The organism is Pseudomonas sp. St29, assembly GCF_001547915.1.
Lineage (GTDB): Bacteria > Pseudomonadota > Gammaproteobacteria > Pseudomonadales > Pseudomonadaceae > Aquipseudomonas.
In genome coordinates, this window is record NZ_AP014628.1 from 592,294 (window position 1) to 613,818 (window position 21,525).

The 21,525-nt window shown below is 61.3% G+C and carries 19 protein-coding genes; 13 read left to right on the forward strand and 6 right to left on the reverse strand.

The window, feature by feature from the left end:
• The first annotated feature begins 21 nt into the window (after positions 1-21).
• The 6 genes from PST29_RS02600 to PST29_RS02625 all read left to right on the forward strand — a co-directional run bounded on the left by PST29_RS02600 (position 22) and on the right by PST29_RS02625 (position 7,475).
• The gene (locus PST29_RS02600) at positions 22-1,779 is read left to right on the forward strand and encodes a carbamoyltransferase family protein (RefSeq protein ID WP_016968301.1); all 1,758 of its coding nucleotides are present in this window, start codon (positions 22-24) and stop codon (positions 1,777-1,779) included.
• A complete protein-coding gene (locus PST29_RS02605) occupies positions 1,763-2,893 on the forward strand; it encodes a glycosyltransferase (RefSeq protein ID WP_060842299.1) in 1,131 nt (376 codons plus the stop codon). The genes PST29_RS02600 and PST29_RS02605 overlap by 17 nt, the downstream gene beginning before the upstream one ends.
• Positions 2,893-3,789 carry an antimicrobial resistance protein Mig-14 gene (locus tag PST29_RS02610; protein WP_060837225.1) on the forward strand — a complete coding sequence of 299 codons (897 nt, stop codon included), beginning with the start codon at positions 2,893-2,895 and terminating at the stop codon, positions 3,787-3,789. Before PST29_RS02605 ends, PST29_RS02610 begins: the two co-directional genes overlap by 1 nt.
• A gap of 8 nt (positions 3,790-3,797) precedes the next feature.
• Positions 3,798-5,201 (forward strand): PIG-L deacetylase family protein, encoded by a 1,404-nt coding sequence (locus tag PST29_RS02615; protein WP_060842300.1) that lies wholly within the window; start codon positions 3,798-3,800, stop codon positions 5,199-5,201.
• 85 nt (positions 5,202-5,286) lie between these two features.
• Complete coding sequence (locus PST29_RS02620; RefSeq protein ID WP_060842301.1) at positions 5,287-6,243, forward strand: glycosyltransferase family protein; 957 nt, start codon at positions 5,287-5,289, stop codon at positions 6,241-6,243.
• Between the two features lie 137 nt (positions 6,244-6,380).
• The gene (locus tag PST29_RS02625; RefSeq protein WP_060842302.1) at positions 6,381-7,475 is read left to right on the forward strand and encodes a glycosyltransferase; all 1,095 of its coding nucleotides are present in this window, start codon (positions 6,381-6,383) and stop codon (positions 7,473-7,475) included.
• Here the strand turns inward: PST29_RS02625 and PST29_RS02630 are convergent.
• Positions 7,464-8,030: a lipopolysaccharide kinase InaA family protein gene (locus PST29_RS02630; RefSeq protein ID WP_173664399.1), complete on the reverse strand. Its 567-nt coding sequence runs from the start codon at positions 8,028-8,030 to the stop codon at positions 7,464-7,466. The genes PST29_RS02625 and PST29_RS02630 overlap by 12 nt on opposite strands.
• Positions 8,031-8,176: 146 nt before the next feature.
• Here PST29_RS02630 and PST29_RS02635 point away from each other — a divergent pair, with 146 nt between their 5' ends.
• The 5 genes from PST29_RS02635 (at position 8,177) to hldE (ending at position 14,180) form a co-directional block, all read left to right on the forward strand.
• Positions 8,177-9,349, forward strand: coding sequence for an O-antigen ligase family protein (locus tag PST29_RS02635; protein WP_060842304.1), 1,173 nt, complete (start codon positions 8,177-8,179; stop codon positions 9,347-9,349).
• Between the two features lie 15 nt (positions 9,350-9,364).
• A complete protein-coding gene (gene msbA / locus PST29_RS02640) occupies positions 9,365-11,173 on the forward strand; it encodes a lipid A export permease/ATP-binding protein MsbA (protein WP_060845061.1) in 1,809 nt (602 codons plus the stop codon).
• A 152-nt stretch (positions 11,174-11,325) separates the two neighbouring features.
• Entirely contained in the window at positions 11,326-12,030 is a 705-nt protein-coding gene (locus PST29_RS02645) for a sulfotransferase family 2 domain-containing protein (RefSeq protein ID WP_060842305.1), read from the forward strand.
• On the forward strand, positions 12,023-12,643 hold the full coding sequence (cysC, locus tag PST29_RS02650) for an adenylyl-sulfate kinase (protein ID WP_060842306.1): 621 nt from the start codon (positions 12,023-12,025) through the stop codon (positions 12,641-12,643). Before PST29_RS02645 ends, cysC begins: the two co-directional genes overlap by 8 nt.
• Before the next feature lie 103 nt (positions 12,644-12,746).
• A complete protein-coding gene (gene hldE, locus PST29_RS02655) occupies positions 12,747-14,180 on the forward strand; it encodes a bifunctional D-glycero-beta-D-manno-heptose-7-phosphate kinase/D-glycero-beta-D-manno-heptose 1-phosphate adenylyltransferase HldE (protein WP_016968290.1) in 1,434 nt (477 codons plus the stop codon).
• 46 nt (positions 14,181-14,226) lie between these two features.
• On the opposite strand, the gene PST29_RS02660 is transcribed toward hldE, so the two are convergent.
• From PST29_RS02660 to PST29_RS02675, 4 genes are all read right to left on the reverse strand, one after another.
• Positions 14,227-15,198: a hypothetical protein gene (locus PST29_RS02660; RefSeq protein ID WP_060842307.1), complete on the reverse strand. Its 972-nt coding sequence runs from the start codon at positions 15,196-15,198 to the stop codon at positions 14,227-14,229.
• Between the two features lie 62 nt (positions 15,199-15,260).
• On the reverse strand, positions 15,261-16,082 hold the full coding sequence (locus tag PST29_RS02665; RefSeq protein WP_060842308.1) for an aldo/keto reductase: 822 nt from the start codon (positions 16,080-16,082) through the stop codon (positions 15,261-15,263).
• Positions 16,079-17,254 carry an NAD(P)/FAD-dependent oxidoreductase gene (locus PST29_RS02670; RefSeq protein ID WP_060842309.1) on the reverse strand — a complete coding sequence of 392 codons (1,176 nt, stop codon included), beginning with the start codon at positions 17,252-17,254 and terminating at the stop codon, positions 16,079-16,081. Before PST29_RS02670 ends, PST29_RS02665 begins: the two co-directional genes overlap by 4 nt.
• A 110-nt stretch (positions 17,255-17,364) precedes the next feature.
• Entirely contained in the window at positions 17,365-17,697 is a 333-nt protein-coding gene (locus tag PST29_RS02675) for a DMT family transporter (protein WP_011058907.1), read from the reverse strand.
• Positions 17,698-17,807: 110 nt separating this feature from the next.
• Here PST29_RS02675 and PST29_RS02680 point away from each other — a divergent pair, with 110 nt between their 5' ends.
• Positions 17,808-18,692: a LysR family transcriptional regulator gene (locus tag PST29_RS02680; protein WP_162492853.1), complete on the forward strand. Its 885-nt coding sequence runs from the start codon at positions 17,808-17,810 to the stop codon at positions 18,690-18,692.
• A 22-nt stretch (positions 18,693-18,714) separates the two neighbouring features.
• Entirely contained in the window at positions 18,715-19,995 is a 1,281-nt protein-coding gene (gene waaA / locus PST29_RS02685; RefSeq protein ID WP_060842310.1) for a lipid IV(A) 3-deoxy-D-manno-octulosonic acid transferase, read from the forward strand.
• A gap of 98 nt (positions 19,996-20,093) precedes the next feature.
• On the opposite strand, the gene PST29_RS02690 is transcribed toward waaA, so the two are convergent.
• On the reverse strand, positions 20,094-21,524 hold the full coding sequence (locus tag PST29_RS02690; protein WP_060842311.1) for a TolC family outer membrane protein: 1,431 nt from the start codon (positions 21,522-21,524) through the stop codon (positions 20,094-20,096).
• Between the last annotated feature and the right edge of the window lies 1 nt (position 21,525).

The window sequence follows — 21,525 nt, forward strand, 5'->3', positions numbered from 1 at the left end:
ACTAAACGAGGCTAGACCCCTGTGGCATTGACGATTCTTGGCCTGTCCGGCGCCCTTAGCCATGATCCTTCAGCAGCCCTGTATATCGACGGCAAGCTGATCGCGGCTGCTGAAGAAGAGCGTTTCGTGCGCGACAAGCATGCAAAGAACCGCATGCCCTACGAGTCGGCGAAGTTCTGCCTGGAACAGGCCGGTATCAAGCCTTCCGACGTTGACGTGGTAGCGATTCCCTTTGCTCCGATCAGCCTGTTCGGCAAGGCTCGCTGGCATTACGCCAAGCGTTACTGGTACGCCCCGGACCGCGCCCTGGACGCGATCCTGATGGGCAACCGTCGCTACAAGCGCTACCGCAAGAAGATCGTCTGGTGCCTGGAGCAACTGGGCTTTGACCCGAAAAAGGTCAAGATCGAGCCGGTGGAGCACCACCTGGCCCACGCCTCCAGTGCCTACCACTGCTCGGGCTTCAAGGAGAAGACCGCGATCCTCGGGATCGACGGCAAGGGCGAATACGCCACCACCTTCTTCGGCTACGGCGAAAACGGCAAGATCCACAAGATCAAGGAATTCTTCGATCCGGACTCCCTGGGCGGCCTCTATGGCGCGATCACCGAGTTCCTCGGCTTCGAGATGCTCGACGGCGAGTTCAAGGTCATGGGCATGGCGCCTTATGGCGATGCCAGCAAGTATGACTTCTCGCGCCTGGCCAGCTTTGAAAACGGCGAGCTGGTGATCAACACCGACTACGCCAACGTCATCGGCCTGCGCCGCTACAAAGAAAAGGGCAAGGGGTTCTACTTCTCGCCAAAACTCATCGAGTGGCTGGGTCCCAAGCGCGAAGGCGACATCGCCGACGAGCCGTACATCCACTACGCGGCGAGCATGCAGGCGCTGTTCGAGAAGCTGGCCCTGCAGATGATCGACCACTACCTGGGCGACATCCTCAAGGAAACCGGCAAGCTGGCCTTCGCCGGTGGCTGCGCTCTGAACGTCAAGCTGAACCAGAAGATCATTGCCCGTCCCGAGGTCAAGGAACTGTTCGTGCAGCCGGCGTCCGGCGACGCCGGTACCGCCGTCGGTGCCGCGGCCTACGTTTCCCATGCCCGTGGGGTGCCGGTGGAGAAGATGGAACACGTCTATCTCGGCCCGTCCTACAGCAACGAAGACGTGATCGCCGCCTGTGCCCGCCACCCGAACAAACCGGCCTGGCGACAGATCGACAACACCCCGGAACGCATCGCCAAGATCATGGTGGACGGCAATCCGGTGGCCTGGTTCCAGGGGCGCATGGAGTTCGGTCCGCGGGCCCTGGGCGGTCGCTCGATCATTGGTTGCCCGAGCGCCACGGGCGTGGCCGACCGGATCAACGAGCAGATCAAGTTCCGCGAGCGCTGGAGGCCTTTCTGCCCGTCGATGCTCGACACCGTTGGTCCGCAAATGATCAAGGTCGACCATCCGGCGCCGTTCATGACCTTCACCTTCGAAGTGGCTGAAGAGTGGAAGACCCGCGTGCCGGAAGTGGTCCACGAGGACGGCACGTCCCGGGCCCAGGTGCTCAAGCGTGAATACAACCCGCGCTACTACGACATGATGAAGGCCCTGGAAGTCCTGACCGGCAACGGCGTGTCGCTGAACACCTCGCTCAACCGCCGCGGCGAGCCGATGATCTGTTCGCCTACCGACGCCTTGAACATGTTCTATGGGTCCGATCTGCAGTACCTGATCATGGAAGACATTCTGGTGGTCAAAGACGGCGTGGACCCTTATGACACGCTCGGCTGAACGCCATGTGCTGCAGTTCTGTCACGGCTATGACGGGCCGTTCCTGGACTGCGCCCGGCAATACGCCAATCTGTTCGCCGGCAGCGGCTATCGGGTGACCACGGTGTTTCTGACCGGGGCCGCCGATGCCGATGTGGCGGCGGGCTGTGCGTCAGATGAAGTGTTGTTCATGGAATACAGCTCCAAGGCCATTCGTGGCCTGAAGCTGGGCGCGATCCGTGACTTGCGCAAGATTGCGGCCTCGCGCGATTTCAGCTTCTGCATCGCCCATCGCTTCAAGCCGATCTACATTGCCCTGCTGGGCACGGGCTTGCCGGTGATTGGCGTCCATCATGCGTTTTCCGATTACAAGCGTGGCAGCCGCAAGCTGTTTGCCCAGCTGTTCCGCAAACGCTTGAGCCTGCTCGGGGTGTCGGATGCGGTGCGTGACGATATGCGCGCCTGCCTGCCGAAATGGCCGGCGCAGCGCATTCAGACCCTGTACAACCGTATCGACCTTGAGGCGCTGCAAGCCGAACAACTGAGCGCGGCCCAGGCCCGCAGCGAGCTGGGCCTGTCCGCTGAGGCCTGGATTGTCGGCAATGTCGGGCGCCTGCACCCGGACAAGGACCAGGCCACTCTGCTGCGGGGTTTTGCTGCCGCCGTGCCGCAACTGCCGCCACACAGCCAGCTGGCGATCCTGGGTACCGGCCGCCTGGAGAAGGAGCTGAAATCCCTGGCCCGGGAACTGGGAATCGCCGATCGCGTGCTGTTCCTTGGGCAGGTGCCGCAGGCCCGGCGCTACTTCCGCGCGTTCGATGTGTTTGCCCTGAGTTCCGACCACGAGCCCTTTGGCATGGTCCTGCTGGAAGCCATGGCCGCCGGCGTGCCCCTTTTGGCCACCGCCTGTGGTGGTGCGAAGGAGGTGGTCGAGGGCGTGGGCATCCTGTTTCCGTTGGGTGACGTCGAGCACATGGCGCAAGGGCTGCAGCACCTGGCCGCGATGGATGATCATCAGCGGCGGGTCTGCGCCGAATTGATGCTTGATCGCCTGCGTGAGCGTTTCTCCGACCGTGCCGTACGCGACGTATTCTGGCGTTTGCCGCAAGTCACCGATCTGACCGCGAGGGGCTGATGCTCAATCGATTTCAAGGCTGGCGCGAACGCGGCTGGTCAGTCATTGACGCATCGACCTATGCCGATGCCTGGCAGCGCTTTGGTGGCAGCGTGGCGACTCACCCGCTGGTGGTCGAGCAACTGGCGGACCTGGCGCAGATTCCTGTGCGTTATCTGGCCTGGGAACACAACGGCCAGTTGCAGGCGGCCATCGCCACGTGGGGGCGTGATCTGGCGCTGTCCAAGGACGTGCTCAAGCGTGCCGGCAAGAAGGGATTGTTCGATATCGGCAATGCCGAGCTGATCCTGCCGGCCGCCGCGGAGGCCCAGGCCGTACTGCGCCATCGCGGACGTTATCTTTCCGCGCTCAACCAGGGGCGCTTCACCGCCCTCAGGCCCCAAGCCGAACAATTGGCCATGGCCCGCACTCCGGAAGAGTTGTCGAAGAAGTTTCGCTACAACCAGCGCCGCGAACTGCGCCTGCTGGAGGAGGCCGGCGGCGTGGTGCGTGCAGTCACTGATTTCAGCAGTGCTGAGCTGGCGGCGATCTACTGTGATCTGTTCCAGCGTCGCTGGGGTTTTGCCGCGACGGGGGCCGAGCGCATGGCCGAGGTATTGGAGCGCCTGCGCGAGCTGCTGATTGGCTCGGTGATCTTTCTCAACGATGCGCCGATTGCCGTGCAGTTGATCTACCGGGTCGAAGCCCCGCAGTGGATCAGCGTCGAGTACGTCAATGGGGGGGTCGATCCCGAGACGCGGGAGTTCAGCCCCGGCAGTGTGCTGAGTTTCCTCAATACCCAGAGCGCCTGGGAGCAGGCCCGGGCCTTGAACAAACCGCTGCGTTTTTCCTTCGGTCGCGCCGATCGTGAATACAAGGATCGTTGGTGCAATCCTGTGCCGGTTTTCCAGGTGTGAGTCCGTCCATGAGTCGCAAGCAGCAATTGCTCAAGCGCCACCGGCGCAACAAACGAATCGTCCTGTTGGCGGGTCTGGTCCTGTTGCTGCTGGTGGGGGTGCTGGTGGCCTGGTGGTTGCCGCTGCTGTTGGCGGTGCTTGGCTGGCTGGCTCATGAGGCCTGGTTTGCCGATCACCTGTTCTACTCGCCCAAGGATGACTACTGCTACGACTTCGGTCATGAAGCCCGGCAGGTCGCGGTGCGTCTGGAGGCGGGGCGTTTGTTGCTGGATCCGGCGCCAGAGTTGGGCGCGGATGAAACCCTGATTCTCGGAGTGCAGGTCAAGAGCTCCTGGATCGGACGATTTCTCGACCCGGCCATTGAGGTGCTGGGTGGTCCGAGCGCTGATCGCCAGGCGTTCGAGCGCGGGGTCAATGGCCTGCGCTATCTCAACCTCAGTGGCCTGGCCGGTCCCCTGGTTCGCGGCGAGCTGCAACTGCGCGGGCGCTTCTGCCGGATTCAGGTCCAGCCTCGGTTGCTGGCTTGGCGCGACCCCGACTACCGGCGTCAGCGGGTGATGGTGATCGCACCCCATGCCGATGATGCCGAACTGGCAGCCTTCGGCTTGTACAGTCAGGCTGACGAAGCCTGGATCGTGACCCTGACGGCGGGTGAAATCGAGGCCGAACATTATCAGGCCATGGGCATGAGCCCGGTCGAGGCGGCGCGTATCAAGGGCCGCCTGCGGGCCTGGGACAGTATCGCCGTGCCTCGCTGGGCTGGAGTGCCCGAGGCTCACTGCGTGCAATTGGGGTATTTCTGCCTGCAACTGCCGGCCATGCAGGCCGATCCGCAGCAGCCGGTAGCCTCGCGTGAGGCGCAGTTGAACGATATCCGCCTGTTCCGTCAGTTCAATCCGTTCCCCTTGCCTGCCGACCGGGACGGCCTGCCGACCTGGGACAACCTGCTGGCGGATCTGCGGGCGCTGTTGCTCAAGGCCCGGCCTGAAGTGATAGTGCTGCCGCACCCGTCATTGGACCCGCATCCCGACCATATCTGCGCCCAGGCGGCGGTGATGCAGGCCTTGCAAGGGTTGGACTGGCAACCGCACACCGTGCTCGGGTACGCCAACCACCTGCATGACAATGACCGCTGGCCCATGGGCGATTCTGGAGCCGGCGTCGCCTTGCCACCGCTCTTCGATGCTCCGGCCGCCCTGCGTCCGTGGTGCCTGTCGCTGACCCAGGCCGAGCAGTTTGACAAGGCGATGGCGCTGGGGATGATGCATGATTTGCAGCCATCAGCGCCCTTCAAGCGACGTGTCCGACGATACCTGCAGCGTTGGTTGGCCGGCCGTTCAGGGTCGACTTACGGTGAAAACGAGTTTTTCCGCAAGGCGGTTCGCAGGCATGAGTTGTTCTGGCGTTTGTGAGTTGTTGCTTTAAAACTGCCTTGTGCCAAGACAACAGGGCAATGTCGATTTTTTTCTCGGACTGCTCAGCGTCGAAAGGAAGATGATGAAGGTTTTATTTCTGGTGCAGAAAGAACAGCGAGCCATCCTGGATCGTTTGTACGAAGGCGTCGCCGAGAATTGTGAATGCGATGTGCGCTGGCTGAGCAGCGACGAGCAACGCAACTTGCGTCGTTACTTCCGGCGGGAGGTCGATGTTTCCCGTTATGACCGCATCATCTTCTTCCTGCGCTTCAAGCAGGAGATACGCCAGGTCGGGTTCATTCGCACCGTGCCCAACTTGGTGATTCTCGAGCACGATGCTTATCAGAATTACATTCCCTGCAAGTACACGGGCAAGTTCAGTGCCCATTACCGCCGCTTGCCTTGGGCGCGGGTGATCAGTTCAGGGCATATGGTGACCGAGCGCTTGCGCGAGGAAGGTTTCGACGCGGTGTTCGTACCCAAGGGTTACGATCAGGCGCTTTTGCAGGAGCAAGGGCGTGAGCGTGATATCGAACTGGCCTTTGTCGGCAGTACCAACAGTGTTGCCTATAGCGGCCGCAAGGCATTGCTGGATGAACTGGCGCGGGTTGAACCTTTGGTGGTCACGCGAACCAAGTCAGGCGAAGAGTACTGCGCGACCCTCAATCGGATTCGTTTTTTCGTCAGTGCCGACGTGGGTATGGGCGAGTACATGATCAAGAACTTTGAAGCGATGGCTTGTGGCTGTGTTTTGCTGGCCTTCGATCAAGGGGCTGCCGAGAATGAGGCCTTGGGTTTCAAAGACATGGTCAACGTCGTGTTTTACAAGGACATCCCTCAGTTGCAGGAGAAGTTGGTCCACTTGCGCATGAATCCGTTACTGGCGGCGGATATTGCTCGTAATGGACAGGAACTTGCGGTCAAACAGTTCAGTTTTGCCCAGATTGGCCGGCGTATCGTAGATGCGCTCCAACCGCCCTTGAGAGCGCGTGCTCCCTTGAGTCTGGTGGAAAGATTGCGGTTGCGACTGGGTGTTTGATATCGACTTGTCGGGAATGTTTAGTGGCTTTTTGATATCGTCCGCGTCGGGTTCAGTTATTTGATCAAAGGTCGACCAGGCATCACTGAATTGCACATGGCGGGCTTGCGAAACCACGTATCAAGGTCATTTTTTCAATGAGCATTCTTAACATCATGTGGGCCGGCGGCTCTGCCTTTGCTTCGGTGCAGAAGGTACATCAACAGATACTTTCTCGCGTTGAGGGCTGTGCATCGATCAACACTTGGCTGCTTCAAGGAAGTGCGGGCGTTGGCGATCTGGGCAACCACGTTGTCGAGTGGAATCTGTCTTCTGACCAGCTCAAGGAGCGGCGCATCTGGAAGTTGTTGGCTCCCTGGATGCGCATGCGTTTTAAAAAGGCCCTGCCGAAAGACGTGGAAGTGGTGCTTCTGGATGGTATCGGTGTTGCGCGAGCCTTACTGCCAGTACTCAGGACTGTGCCAGGGGTGCGTGCTGTGGTCATTTTTCATGGCACCACTCGCCTGCGCGGGAGCGATCTCAAACTGTTTGAGAGGTTCTCGGACTCTGAGCTGACGCTGGTTGCTGTGTCGAACACTCTCGCCCAATCCCTTGAATGTGACACGCGCCGGCCTGTTGCAGTCTTGCGCAGCGCCTACGACCCGGTCGCTTTTCGTGCCGGGTCGCTGTCTCGTGAGCAGGCTCGAGCTCGCTTGGGAGTGCCATTGGAAGCCTCGCCAGTGCTGGGTGCGGTAGGCCGCTTGGTGAGTGGCAAGGGCTTTGCCTGTCTGCTTGAGGCCTTTGCTGCCGCGTCGGTGCATCGACCCGATGCGCGCTTGGTCATTGTCGGCGAGGGCCCCGAGCGGCTCGCCCTTGAGGCCGGCATCGAGCGTTTGGGCTTGAGTGGCAAAGTTTTCCTCCCAGGTCATCTGCCAGAGGCCGCAACGCTTTATCGAGCGTTTGACTGGGTAGCCATTCCATCGCTGGACGAGGGGCTGGGCTTGATCTTGCAAGAGGCGGTGATCTCGGGAGTTCCGGTGCTCACCAGTGAGCTTGCGGTATTCCGGGAGCAGTTGGCTGAGGCCGGCTGGTATGCGCCGCCGGACGATGCCGGTGCCTGGAGCAACCTCATGGAGCGCGCATTTTCAGCGTCTGCCGAGGTGATCCTTGATGGTCAGTCGCGAGCGCTGGCGCCGGAGCGGGCCTGGACAGATTTCACTGAAACCTCGCGGCGGCTGTTTTCATGCCGGTAACAGCGCTTGTTCCAGTGCCTGCATTGGAAAGCGTTCGTTCAGCTCTTCGCGCGCAATATAGCGTGCAAAGTGCTGCAAGTTGCGCTTGATCAGCCTGGGAGGCAGCGGCGCCCGCAAGAAACGCATATCGGCTACATCGATCAGCCCCATTTCATTGTCGGGCGTAATCACGATATTGCCCAAGTGTAATGAGCGGAAGTAGATGCCGGCCGTGTGCAATCGACGAATCAGGGCCACCAGCGGCTCGAGGTTCTGTTGCCAGTCAAAGTCTTTCTGGCTGGCCATTTGACGCAGTGTCTGCCCAGGTAATGGTCGATAAAGCACCGCGGTCATGCCGGGGGCACTTAGTTCGAAGAACTTGAGTACGGTCAAGGTGGGGATTCCACGCTTGCGCAACTCCGCCGCGTTGTCGATGAAGCGTTTGGAGTAGGGGTGAAACAACGCTGAAGAAAAAAGGCGTTTGCGGCGAAACAGTTTGAGGATGTCTCCGTCTGCCAGCAGGTAGACTTTAGGACCATAGCTGTCGGCTTCCAATATTCTGGCGCCTTCAGTCATTGAAGTTAGAGCGGCTTGGGAAAGCCTTGAACATTGCATCGTCGGAGCCTTCTCGGAGTCGCGGGCACAGTGGTCGGTAATGATGCCGAAAGTTTTGGGTTTTAACCATGCCGGTCAGGGTGGTTGGCCGTGATGAGGGGGAAGGAATGCAAGCAAATCGTTGGGCGCAGGGATGGATGGTCTGTGGACTGTTATGGTTTTTACTGGCTATTGCATTTGCGCCGACCAACAAGATCTATCAGCAGGGCCTGGTGCTCTTTCTCTGGTTGCCGGCCCTGGTTTTTGCATGGCCTGCCCGTGATCGGCTCAAGGAAGTCTGGCGTTCGCAAACTTGGATCTGCCTGATGATCCTGTTGTTGGCGGTGTGGGGCGGGATCAGTTTGCTCTGGACCAACGTAGAAGATCCTTCCCGTGAGGCCAAGCGCCTGCTTTACATCGGCGTCTTCCTGCTGTTCTTCCCGGTGTTTGCCAATGCTCGACCCGAGCGGGTCATTCGAGTCATGCAGTGGGGAGGTTTCGGACTGGCATTGTCGTCGCTGATTGCAGTGATCAAATTCTATGGCATTGAAGGAAATGCCTGGTATGCCCGTCTTGAGGGGTTAGGCCAGCTGTCTCATCCGATTCTTGGTGCTTACGTCATTGGTTTGGCTGCGGTGTGGATGCTGCACTGGGTGCCTCGCGGCCGTTGGATGCAGGTGGCTTGGTTGCTGGCAATGGGGCTGCTCGCACTCTTTGTGGTGCTGAGCCAAAGCAGAGGCGCCGCTCTGGCACTGCTTCTGAGCATCGTGGCTATGCCTATCTGGTGTCGTGACCGGCGCAGTACGTTGATCGCGGCAGCGGCGGTTGTCGCTGCGTTGGCGGTGTTCTGGGCAATGGAGTCTCTGGTCTTGTCTCGTGGCGTTTCCTATCGTCCTCAGATTTTCATGGCGGCCTTGCACATGATTGCTGAGCGGCCTTGGGGCGGCTTGGGATTGGGCGGCGATTACAAGGTCTTTGCCGATAACCTCTATTTCGATCACTCTCACAATCTGTTCACCCATGTGACCATCGAACTCGGTCTGCCGGGCCTGCTGCTTTGGTGTGGGCTGTGGTTCGGAGTGCTATGGCAAGCGTGGAAGGCGCGTGATACCCAATATGGCAAGGGCATCATCGGGATATGGGGGTTCTCATTTCTGGCGATGCAGTTCGATGCTGCAAGCCTGACAGGCACACCTCGCGCCGAGTGGTTCATCTCCTGGTTTCCAATTGCCTTGGCCAGCGTTTTGGTCTGGGCTCGGGCCAAGCCCGAGGCTTGTGATAAAATTCGCCGTTCTACCTAACCAGTGAGCCCGATGATGAGTGACGCACCGCCCAAAGCGGAACAGGATTCCAGCCTGAAAATCTATTTCCGGCTGCTGGGCTATGTACGGCCGTACCTTGGCATGTTTCTGTTGAGTATCGTGGGCTTCGTGATCTTTGCGTCTACCCAGCCGATGCTCGCGGGAATCCTCAAATACTTCGTTGATGGCTTGAGCAATCCCGATGTGGTGTTCTTCCCCAATGTGCCGTATCTGAGAGATCTGAAGTTGCTGATGGCTGTTCCGCTGCTGATCGTCCTGATCGCCGCGTGGCAAGGTTTGGGGTCGTTTCTGGGCAACTACTACCTGGCCAAGGTTTCCTTGGGGTTGGTCCACGACCTGCGTGTCGAACTGTTCAACAAGCTTTTAGTCCTGCCCAATCGCTATTTTGATACTCATAGTTCTGGGCACCTGATTTCCCGTATCACTTTCAATGTGACTATGGTTACGGGGGCGGCCACCGACGCGATCAAAGTGGTCATTCGCGAAGGCCTGACAGTGGTCTTTCTATTTGTTTATCTGTTGTGGATGAACTGGAAGCTGACGCTGGTGATGCTGGCGATCCTGCCAGTGATTGCCCTGATGGTCGGCAGTACCAGCAAGAAATTTCGCAAGCAGAGCAAAAAGATCCAGGTCGCCATGGGAGATGTGACCCATGTTGCTTCGGAAGCGATCCAGGGGTATCGAGTGGTGCGCAGTTTCGGTGGTGAAGGCTATGAGCAGCGGCGCTTTGCCGCGGCTAGCCAGAGCAACACCGAAAAACAGCTGCGCATGACCAAGACTGGCGCTGTATACACCCCCATGTTGCAACTGGTGATTTACTCCGCCATGGCTGCATTGATGTTCCTGGTGTTGTTCTTGCGGGGCGATGCAACAGCCGGTGATCTGGTGGCCTATATCACTGCCGCGGGTTTGCTGCCTAAACCGATTCGGCAGTTGTCGGAAGTCAGCTCAACGATTCAAAAGGGCGTTGCTGGTGCCGAAAGTATCTTCGAGCAACTGGATGTTGAGCCTGAAGTCGATAGCGGTACGATCGAACGAGATCGTATCAGTGGTCGCCTTGAAGTACGCAACTTGAGCTTCACGTATCCGGAGACCGGGCGTGAGGTTCTCAAGAACATTACCTTCAGTGCCGAGCCAGGGCAGATGATTGCCTTGGTTGGGCGCTCTGGTAGTGGTAAGTCGACATTGGCCAGCCTGATTCCGCGTTTTTACCATCATGAAACCGGAGAAATACTGCTCGACGACGTGGAGGTCGAAGACTACCGGCTGCGTAACTTGCGCCGACACGTGGCTCAGGTCACGCAGCATGTGACGTTGTTCAACGATACCGTTGCCAACAACATTGCATACGGTGACCTGGCCGGTGCGCCGCGTGCGGATATCGAGAAGGCTGCCCAAGATGCCTATGCGATGGACTTCATTGCTGAACTGCCCCATGGCCTGGATACCGAAGTCGGAGAGAACGGCGTGCTCCTTTCGGGTGGCCAGCGTCAACGCTTGGCTATCGCCCGGGCGTTGCTGAAGAATGCACCGTTGCTGATTCTGGATGAGGCGACATCAGCACTGGATACCGAGTCGGAGCGGCATATTCAGGCAGCGTTGGACAAGGTCATGAAAGGGCGTACCACCCTGGTTATCGCTCACCGGTTGTCCACTATCGAGAAGGCTGACCTGATTCTGGTGATGGACCACGGCGAAATTGTCGAGCGTGGTACTCACCTCGAGTTGCTGGCCATGGGTGGCTACTACTCGCGGCTGCACGCCATGGGGCTGGACGCGCCGTCTGAGGCCGATATCGTCTGATATTCCCGGGCGCGCAATGCGCCCGGGCATTTGTATCAATACCCTTACAGGGTTGACCAAAGCTAAATAATTCCTTCTCCAGCGTTTGTTATGTTGACCCTCTCGATTCGAATGATGAACGAGAGGGCTAACCTTCTTGCGTGGATAATCGGATGTTGCAACGTCTGTTGTGGAAACTGCTTCCTAAGAATCAAAGGGCTTTTTTGCTGGGGCGATTGTCAGTGGTTGACCGGCAGGCTGTGAACAAGTCTCTGTCTGCGAACATTGCGCTTCCAAAAAGTTTTGTGACGCATAAGTGTGTGTTCATTCATGTACCCAAATGTGGTGGCAGTAGCCTGTGCTCTGCGTTTTTAGATGGTCGGTGGCCAGGGCATTTACCGTATTACTGGTATCAGCAGCAGTTCCCCGAACACTGCGCGGGTAGTTTCAAGTTCGCTTTTGTCCGCGATCCCTTGGAGCGGGCTTACTCGGCGTACGCTTACTTGCGGGGCAATAACATGGGGCGGCGTGACCGGGAGGCTCAGGCCTTGGTGACCAGCTACCGAGACTTCGACGATTTCGTTGCGCAGTGGTTGCACCCGGACAACCTGCGTCGTCAGCTCCACTTTGCGCCTCAGACAGACTTTCTTGTTGATCAGATGGGGCGGATGTCCATGGATTTTCTAGGCCGGCACGAGCATATTGAGCGAGATTTTCGCCATCTGTGTAAGCGACTCGGAGTGGACACATTATTGCCACATCTGAATGTTTCCCTTGACCGTCGAAATGAGCCGGTCAGGGAGTTTTGCTCCTTGCGTACGCGGCGCTTGGTCAGGCGTGCTTATCAGCGTGATTATGAGGTCCTGGGTTATGAGTGACTCTTCAGTCTTTCCGGCCTCTACTGGGGTTGCTCCCGCTATCCGTCCCTTTTCCCTATCGTTGTCAGTGGATGCCCGCTCTGCGTTAAAGCAACAGCAGCCTTGTTGTCTGTGGCTGACGGGGCTGTCGGGCGCTGGAAAGTCCACGTTGGCCAACGCGTTGGAGATCAAGCTCAATGAGCTGGGTCGCCATACATTTGTGCTGGACGGTGACAACCTGCGCACCGGTTTATGCAGCGATCTGGGTATGGGAATCGAGGCGCGCAAAGAGAATGTTCGTCGTATTGGCGAGGTGGCGCGCTTGATGGTCGACGCCGGATTGATTGTGATCGTCTCGGCTATTTCGCCTTTCAGTGCTGGTCGGGCGATTGCCAGGTCGTTGTTTGGTCCTGGGCAGTTTTTCGAGGTCTATGTCAGCACGCCGTTTGATGTGTGCGCCCGACGTGATCCCAAGGGCCTGTATCAAGCTGCTCTGCAAGGAGCAATCAAGGATTTCACCGGTCTGGACAGTCCTTACGAAGCGCCAGAGCGCGCAGATTGCGAGGTCAATACCGATGAAATCGAATTGTCCGATGCGGTGCAGTTTATTTTGAGTCGGGTGTTCAAAAAGTGAGCAGATAATGTGTGTGATACATCCCGCGTAAAGCTCTCAAACGAGACGGCGCCAACCCTGTGTTAATATCGCGCCCCTGTTCATTTTGTATGTGGGATGCTCCATGAAGTTGTCCATGCCGCGATTCGATCAAGCCCCTGTCTTGGTGGTCGGCGATGTCATGCTCGACCGTTACTGGCATGGTGGTACCTCACGGATTTCCCCTGAGGCACCGGTGCCGGTGGTCAAGGTCGAGCAAATCGAGGACCGCCCGGGTGGTGCCGCTAACGTTGCCCTGAACATCGCCGCTCTCGGCGCTCCGGCGTCTCTGGTGGGGGTGACCGGTGACGATGAGGCTGCCGACAGTCTGGCCAACAGCTTGAAAGGCGCGGGCGTACGGGCGCTGTTCCAGCGCATTGCTCACCAGCCGACCATCGTCAAGCTGCGGGTCATGAGCCGTCACCAGCAGTTGCTGCGTATCGATTTCGAAGAGCCGTTCGCCACTGACGCTCTGGCCCTGGCGGCCGAGGTCGACGCCCTGCTCGACGGAATCAAGGTGCTGGTGCTGTCCGACTACGGCAAGGGCGCGCTGCGTAATCATCAGGTACTGATCGCGGCGGCGCGGGCGCGGGGCATTCCGGTGCTGGCCGATCCCAAGGGCAAGGATTTTTCCATCTATCGCGGCGCCAGCCTGATCACGCCGAATCTCAGCGAGTTCGAAACCATCGTCGGCGGCTGTGCCGATGAGCACGAGCTGGTGAGCAAGGGCGCCAAGCTGATGCACGATCTGGAGCTGGGAGCGCTGCTGGTGACCCGTGGTGAGCATGGCATGACCCTGTTGCGTCCGGAGCACCCGCCCCTGCACCTGCCGGCCCGTGCCCGTGAAGTGTTCGATGTCACCGGTGCCGGGGATACGGTGATCTCCACCCTGGCCGCTGCCATTGCTGCCGGTGAAGAGCTGCCCCATGCCGTGGGCCTGGCCAATCTGGCGGCGGGCATCGTGGTCGGCAAGCTGGGGACTGCCGCCATCAGCGCGCCGGAATTGCGCCGGGCGATCCAGCGCGAGGAAGGTTCCGAGCGTGGGGTCCTGAGCCTCGACCAGCTGCTGCTGGCGATTGACGACGCCCGGGCACACAACGAGAAGATTGTGTTCACCAATGGCTGCTTCGACATTCTCCATGCCGGCCACGTGACCTACCTGGAACAGGCTCGGGCCCAGGGTGACCGGCTGATCGTGGCGATCAACGACGATGCCTCGGTCAGTCGCCTCAAGGGGCCCGGCCGGCCGATCAACAGTGTCGACCGACGCATGGCGGTGCTGGCGGGATTGGGCGCCGTGGACTGGGTGATCAGTTTCCCTGAAGGCACTCCGGAAAACCTGTTGACCCAGGTACGGCCGGATGTGCTGGTCAAGGGCGGCGACTATGGCATCGATCAGGTGGTGGGCGCAGATATCGTCACCGCTTATGGCGGCACGGTGAAGGTGCTGGGGCTGGTCGAGAACAGCTCGACCACCGCCATCGTCGAGAAGATCCGCAAGACCGACAAGGCCGAGTAACGGCCGCAGTGAAAAAAGGCGCCTGCTCCAGGCGCCTTTTTTTGCCTCAGCCCTGGCGCCTGGCCTTGGCCGGAACCATCTTGCGCAGGATCTGCCGGGCCTTGCCGGTCAGGCGTGAGAGTTTCGAGTCCTTCTCCGGTTCACTCAGGCCTCGTTGCCTGAGCCAGTCCTTCCAGCGAATCCGCTCGTCGCGCACCACCCAGCCTTCCTGCAGGGCGAAGCTTTCTGCCAGGTACAGGCCACGGGTGCTCGCCGGGTGCAACTGGTCCTTCCTCAGGGTGTAGAGCTCGGCGCAAGGTTCGCCGTTCTCCAGGGGCATCAGGTACAGGTCCGGGCGCTTGCGGTCCAGGCGGGCCACCAGTTGATCACCTTCCAGGCGTTCATCGACGTGGAACAGGCTCAGGGACTTGGCTTCCCGGGGCACCTCCAGGCGCAGGTCGTAGATCAACTGCAGCGATGCCGTGGGCAGGTGCACATAGGCCTGGGGACGCTCGAGCAATTGCAGGTTGGCGCAACGCACCGGCCGCGCCGCGCCGGACAGCGGCGTCAGGCGAAAGGGCAAGGCTTCGCGGTAGTGCAGGGCCCCGGCATAGGGGGCGGGGAGCCAGGTGTCATTGAAGCGTCCGCCGAGCCAGCCTTCCGGGGTTTCCAGCAGGCATTCCTCAGCAATTTCCTGAATGGCGGTGAGCAGCGGCAGGTTCAGCTCATGGGCCGGCACATAGCCGGAGATCAGCTTGAGCACCACGTCGCCGCGATCCTGGCGGTGCTGGCGCACCAGTACCCAGTAATCGCGGTTCTGCCAATGCAGGGTCAGGCGCACCGAGACCCCGAGGTTGGCCAGCTCCAGAGCGAAACGCTGGTTATCGGCCACGGTCACCGGGCGTCGGCGCTGCAGGGTCTGGGCGAAGTTCAGCGGCATGCCCACGCTCTGGTAGCACAGGCCTTCGGGAGTCGCTTCGACGAACAGGGGCAGGGTCTTGAAGTTGCTGGGGTTCTTTCTAATCAGCGGTCGCGACATCTCGGCTCCTTCTTGCGTCGGGGTCGGCCGCGTCGGCGGCATCAGTTTTGGCCCAGGGCCTATCACCCAGCGGGAACAGCCCCTAGAACCTGTGCCACAGTCGTCACGTTATGGGCCAGGTGCAGCGGATTGATGGTCCCGACAATAGCACTGGCCACACCGGGCCGGTCAAACAGCAATTCGAAGCTGGCCCGCACCGGCTCGGTGCCCGGGCTCAGGCACACGTGGCCGCTGGCCAGGGCCTTTTTCACCAGGATGCCCTTGTGCTGGGCGGCGGCATAATCAATGACCGCCCGCTCGGCCTGTTCGTTCAGATTGTAGGTAACCATGGCGCAATCGCCTTGCTCCAAGGCCTTCAAACCGCCGTCCACGGTCTTGCCGGAGAAGCCGAAGCCGCGGATCTTGCCCTCCTGCTTGAGCTGCGCCAGGGTCTGGTAGACCTCGCACTGCTCGAGGATCGCCAGGTCGTTGCCGTCGGAATGCACCAGCACCAGGTCGATGAAGTCGGTTTCCAGGCGTTGCAGGCTGCGTTCCACGGACAGTCGAGTGTGGGCGGCGCTGAAGTCGTGGCGGGACACGCCGTCGGCAAACTCTTCGCCGACCTTGCTGACGATCACCCATTCCTGACGCTGGCCCCGCAGCAGCGGGCCCAGGCGTTCCTCACTGCGGCCGTAGGCCGGAGCGGTGTCGATCAGGTTGATGCCCAGGTCGCGGGTCAGCTTGAGCAGCATGCGCGCTTCCTGGTCGTCCGGGATCTGGAAGCCGTTGGGGTATTTCACGCCCTGGTCACGGCCCAGCTTGACCGTGCCCAGGCCCAGGGGGGAAACCATCAGCCCGGTGCTGCCGAAGGGGCGATGCAGGTCGTGCAGGGTTGGCTGGCTCATGGCAGCAGTTGCTCCCAGGCCGTTTGCGCCAGGGGCGGCTTGGGCAGGTCGGGGAGGGCCGGGCTAGGGCCAGGGCGAATGCCATCGCGCTCCAGGGCCGCCAGGACTCGGTCAGCAAAGTCCGGCGCCAGGGCCAGTTTGGTCGGCCAGCCCACCAGCAGGCGGTCTTGTCCGGCGAGGAAGGCGTTGTCCGGGCGGGTCAGGCCTGATTGTGCCGGTTCTGCCCGTTCCACTCGCAAGGTGGCCCATTGCGCCTGGCTCAGGTCGACCCAGGGCAGCAGCTGTCCCAGTTCCTTTTGGGCCGCAGCGATCTGCGCCGCCGGCTCCCGGGCCACGCCGTCGGCTTCGGCGAGATCGCCCCCCAGGTACCAGACCCACTGGCCGTCGGCGGCCGGATGGGTGGTGACGGTGATCCGCGGCTTGGGGCCGCCGCCCAGGCAATGGGCGTACAGCGGTTTCAGGCTGGGTCCCTTGACCAGCACCATGTGCAGCGGGCGTCGCTGCATGGCCGGCTGGCTCAGGCCGAGCGCCTGGAGCAGCTCGGCATTGCCGGCACCGGCGCTGAGGACGATGCGCTGCGCGCGAATTTCCCGTTCGTCGATCCGCAGGCCTACCAGTTGACCGCTCTCGCGCAGTGGCTCGATCTTCTGGCCGGCCAGCAGGCTGTCGCCGCCCAGGTCCGCCAGACGCTGGATGACGCTGGGCACGTCCACCACCAGCTCGGCCAGCCGATAGACCTTGCCCTTGAAGCGCTTGTCCTGCAGCGCTGGAGGCAGTTGCTCGCCCTTGACCTGGTCGACCCGGCCGCGCACGGCCTTGCTGGCAAAGAAGCTGGTGAGGTTGCCGGCCAGGGTGCCGGGGGACCAGAGATAGTGGGATTCGGAGAGCAGGCGCACGCCGGACAGGTCCAGCTCGCCGGTACCGGCCAGGGCCTCGCGCCAGCGCCGGGGCATGTCGGCGATGGCTTCCGAGGCGCCAGTGAGGGCACCGTGCAGGGCGTACTTGGCGCCGCCGTGAATGATCCCCTGGGACTTCACGCTCTGTCCGCCACCGAGGCTGGCGCTTTCCACCAGTACAGTGGAAAAGCCCTGGCGCCGCAGGCGGGCGTTGAGCCAGAGACCGGCGACGCCTGCGCCGACAATCAGCACATCGGTGGAAATAGCGGATGGCATGCAGCGACCTCGGTAAACAAAACGAAGGCGCAAGTTTCAAGCCTCAAGCCTCAAGCTGCAAGCATGGCACTCACTCTTGCCGCTTGAAGCTTGTCGCTTGAGGCTGCTTTTTAATGCCCGGCGGTTTTCGAGAACAACTGGATCACCACCACGCCGAGGACGATCAGCGCCATGCCCAGCATCGCCGGGATATCCAGCTTCTGGCCGTACAGGAACAGCGCGGCAATGCTGACCATGACGATGCCCATGCCGGCCCATACCGCATAGGCCACGCCCACCGGGACGGTGCGCACCACCAGGGTCAGCATCCAGAAGGCCACGCCGTAGCCGACGATGATCAGCGCCAGGGGCAACGGTGTGCTCAGGCCCTTGACCGCTTTCATTGAAACAGTGGCAATCACTTCCGCGCAGATGGCGATGGCCAGGTAGTAGTAAGCGTTCATGGGAGGGTTCCTCGTGTTTGGGACTGCTTTCTGAGGTCGGCATTCTAGAGACTGCCCAGATGGGGTAAAGTCATTACCTATCTGTTATGGAGATAGGTTGCGCTATGAACATGCAATGGAACCTGGAGCAGTTGCGGCTGTTCGTCAGTGTCGCCGAGCTGCGTTCGTTTTCCGCGGTGGCCCGCCAGCAACGCAAGGCGCAATCGGCCATCAGCAGCGCCATCGCTCTGCTGGAGGAGGACCTGGGGGTCAGCCTGTTCGAGCGCAGCAGCGGGCGCCAGCCCAAGCTCAGCGAAGCCGGCAGTGCCTTGTTGCAGGAGGCGCGGGAGATTCTGCGCCAGTGCGATCGCCTCAATGGCCGGGCCCTGGCCTTGATGCGGGGCCAGGAGGCGCGATTGCGCCTGGCCCAGGATGAGGCGATGCCTTATCAGCCGGTGCTCGACAGCCTGGAAGCCCTGGCCGAGCGCTTTCCCAGCCTGGAGGTGCAACTGGCCAGCGGCGCCCAGGGCGATGTGGCGCGCAAGCTGGTGGAGCGCCGGGCCGACCTGGGCTTGCTGTTCCACCATGAGCAGATGCCCGAAACCCTGGAGCGTCAGGCCCTGGGCAGCGTTGAAATGGTCACGGTGTGTGCCGTGGGGCATCCCCTGGCCCATGAAAAACGGGTCAATCGCCAGCTACTGGCCCGGCACCGGCAGTTGCTGATCGCCCCGCAACTCAGTGGTTATCCCGGTGGTGAGCAAGTCAGCCCCCAGGTCTGGCGGGCGGACAGTTTCTACGTGATGGCCGAATGGCTGATGCGTGGCCTTGGCTGGGCCTGGTTGCCGCGGCATGTGGTGCAGTACCCGACCTATCAGCATCAGATGGTGGAGCTGGTCAGCGAATGGACGCCGCCGGCGCTGGTGGTGGAGCTGGCCTGGCGCCGCGACGAGCCCCTGGGGCCGGCCGCGCGCTGGCTGGCGGAACGTTTTGCCGTGCACCTGAAGGCGATCGGCTAAAAAACCGATAAACTCCGCCGCCATGAATAGAACTCTCTATACCGCACTGTTTTACCTGGGGCTGCCATTGGTAGCGATTCGCCTGTGGCTGCGTTCGCGCAAGGCCCCGGCTTATGCCAAGCGCATTGGCGAACGCTTCTCTCTGGGCTTGCCGGTGATGCAGACCGGCGGTATCTGGGTGCATGCGGTGTCCGTGGGCGAGAGCATTGCCGCGGCGCCAATGATCCGGGCCCTGTTGGCCCGTCATCCGCAACTGCCGATTACCGTGACCTGCATGACCCCCACCGGCTCCGAACGCATTCAGGCGCTGTTCGCCCATGAGCCGCGCATCCAGCATTGCTACCTGCCTTACGATCTGCCTTGCGCTGCTGCGCGCTTTCTCGATCGGGTGCAACCCAAGCTGGCGGTGATCATGGAAACCGAACTGTGGCCCAACCACATCGACCAGTGCGCTCGGCGCGGGATTCCGGTGGCCCTGGCCAATGCCCGATTGTCCGCGCGCTCGGCCAAGGGTTATGGGCGCTTTGCCGCTCTGACGGCGCCGATGCTGGCGCAGATGAGCCTGTTCGCGGTGCAGACCGAGACCGAGGCCCAGCGTTTCCGGGAGCTGGGCGCGCGTCCCGAGACGGTGGAAGTGACAGGCTCGATCAAGTTCGACCTGAGCATCGATCCGCAACTGCTGGTGCGTGCCCGTGAGCTGCGCCAGCAGTGGCAGGCCATGGACCGCCCGGTATGGATCGCCGCCAGTACCCACGAAGGTGAAGACGCCGTGGTGCTCGACGCCCATCGACAACTGCTGGCCAGTTACCCGAATGCCTTGCTGATTCTGGTGCCACGGCACCCGGAACGCTTCAACTCGGTGTACGAGCTGTGTCGGCAACAGGGTTTCACGACCATTCGCCGCTCCGCCGGGGAGCCGGTGGACGCCAGCACCTCGGTGTTGCTGGGGGACACCATGGGCGAGTTGCTGTTCCTCTATGCCCTGGCCGACAGCGCCTTTGTCGGTGGCAGCCTGGTGGCCAACGGCGGGCACAATCTGCTGGAGCCGGCGGCGCTGGCCAAGCCGGTGATCAGCGGGCCGCACCTGTTCAACTTCCTGGAAATCGCCGCGATGCTGCGCGAGGCCGGAGCCCTGCAGGAGGTGGATGACGCCGAAGGGCTGGCGGTGGCGGTGCAGCGCCTGTTCGAGTTGCCCCGGGATGCGCAGAAGATGGCCGAGGCCGGGCTCAAGGTGCTCAAGGCCAACCAGGGGGCCTTGCAGCGGTTATTGGATGGCCTTGATCGTCTCTTGAGCAGGCACTGATCGTCCGTCTGTAGCCGCTGCCGCAGGCTGCGTTCGGCTGCGTAGCGGCCACAAAAAAAGGCCACCCGCAAAGGTGGCCTTTTTCATGGCTCCAGGCTTCAGGGACGAGCCTTGAGCTGCTCCTGTGCGGCCTTGGCCAGGTCCGGCGGCAGGAAGTCGCGGTCCGGGTTGTAGTCGGCCTTGAGGTAGCGCGACAGGTCCTGCAGGTCGCCGGGGTTGAGGGTGCCGGCGGCCTGTTTCAGGCGCAGGTTGTCGAGGATGTAGTCGTAGCGGCTGTTGTTGTAGTTGCGCACCGAGGTGTACAGCTGACGTTGGGCATCCAGCACGTCGACGATGTTGCGCGTGCCCACCTGGTAGCCGATTTCCGTGGCTTCCACGGCGCTCTGGTTGGAGATGATCGACTGGCGTCGGGCCTGGACCTGTTCGACATCGGTGTTCACCGCGCGATGCAGGTTGCGGGTGTTCTCCACCACCTGGCGACGCAGGGATTCGCGCTGCTGCTCGGTCTGGCTCAGGCGCGAGTAGGACTCGCGGACCTGGGAGCTGGTCAGGCCGCCGCTGTAGATCGGGATGTTCAGTTGCAGGCCGATGGAGCGCTGCTCGACATCGCTGCCGTAGCGCGTCAACGGGTTGGGGTTGCTGAAGCCCAGGGCGTCGTTATCGCCTTTCTTGTACTGCGCCACGGCGTCCAGGGTCGGGGCGTGCCCGGCCTTGCGCTGCTTGAGGGTTTCCTCGGCGGCGCTGACCGCGTAGTTGCTGGCCAGCAGGTTGAGGTTCTGCCGGGCGGCGGTGTCGACCCAGGCCTTGGCGTCGTTGGGCGTCGGTGCCAGCACCGGCAGGGTGTGGACAATGCCCTGGATCGAGTTGTACTCGCGGTTGGTCAGGGTGATCAGCGCTTCGAAAGCGTCATCCACCTGACGCTGGGCGAGGATCCGGTTGGCCCGGGCGGTGTCGTAGCTGGCCTGGGCCTGCAGGACGTCGGTCTTGTCCGACAGGCCCACGTCGAAGCGTTCGTTGGACTGGTCCAGTTGACGCTTGAAGGCGGCTTCCTCGGCCTTGGTCGAGGCCAGGTTGTCCTGGGCGCGCAACACCGCGAAGTAGTTTTCCGCGCTTTGCAGGATCAGGTTCTGTTCGGTGGCCGAGAGCTGCAGCGAAGCCTGCTCGTTGATGTCCTTGGCGGCCTGCAGCTGGAACCAGCGGTCGGCGCGGAACAGCGGCTGGGCCAGGGTCGCCTGGTAGACGTTGCCGCTGCGGGTCGAGGCCATGGATGGCTCATCGAACTTGGTGCGGGTGTTGTTGATGTCCGCCCCCGCCGAGAGGTTGGGCAGCAGCCCGGCGCGGGCCTGGGGCACCACTTCCTTCTGGGCGCCGTACTGGGCGCGGGCAGCGGCCAGATCGGCGTTGTTGTCCATCGCTTCCTGGTAGACGCTGACCAGATCGGTCTTGGTGGTCAAAGGCGCTTCTGCTGCCCATGCCATTCCATTGGACGCACAAGACACGGCAACAGCCAGTGAGAGTTTGCGCAGCATT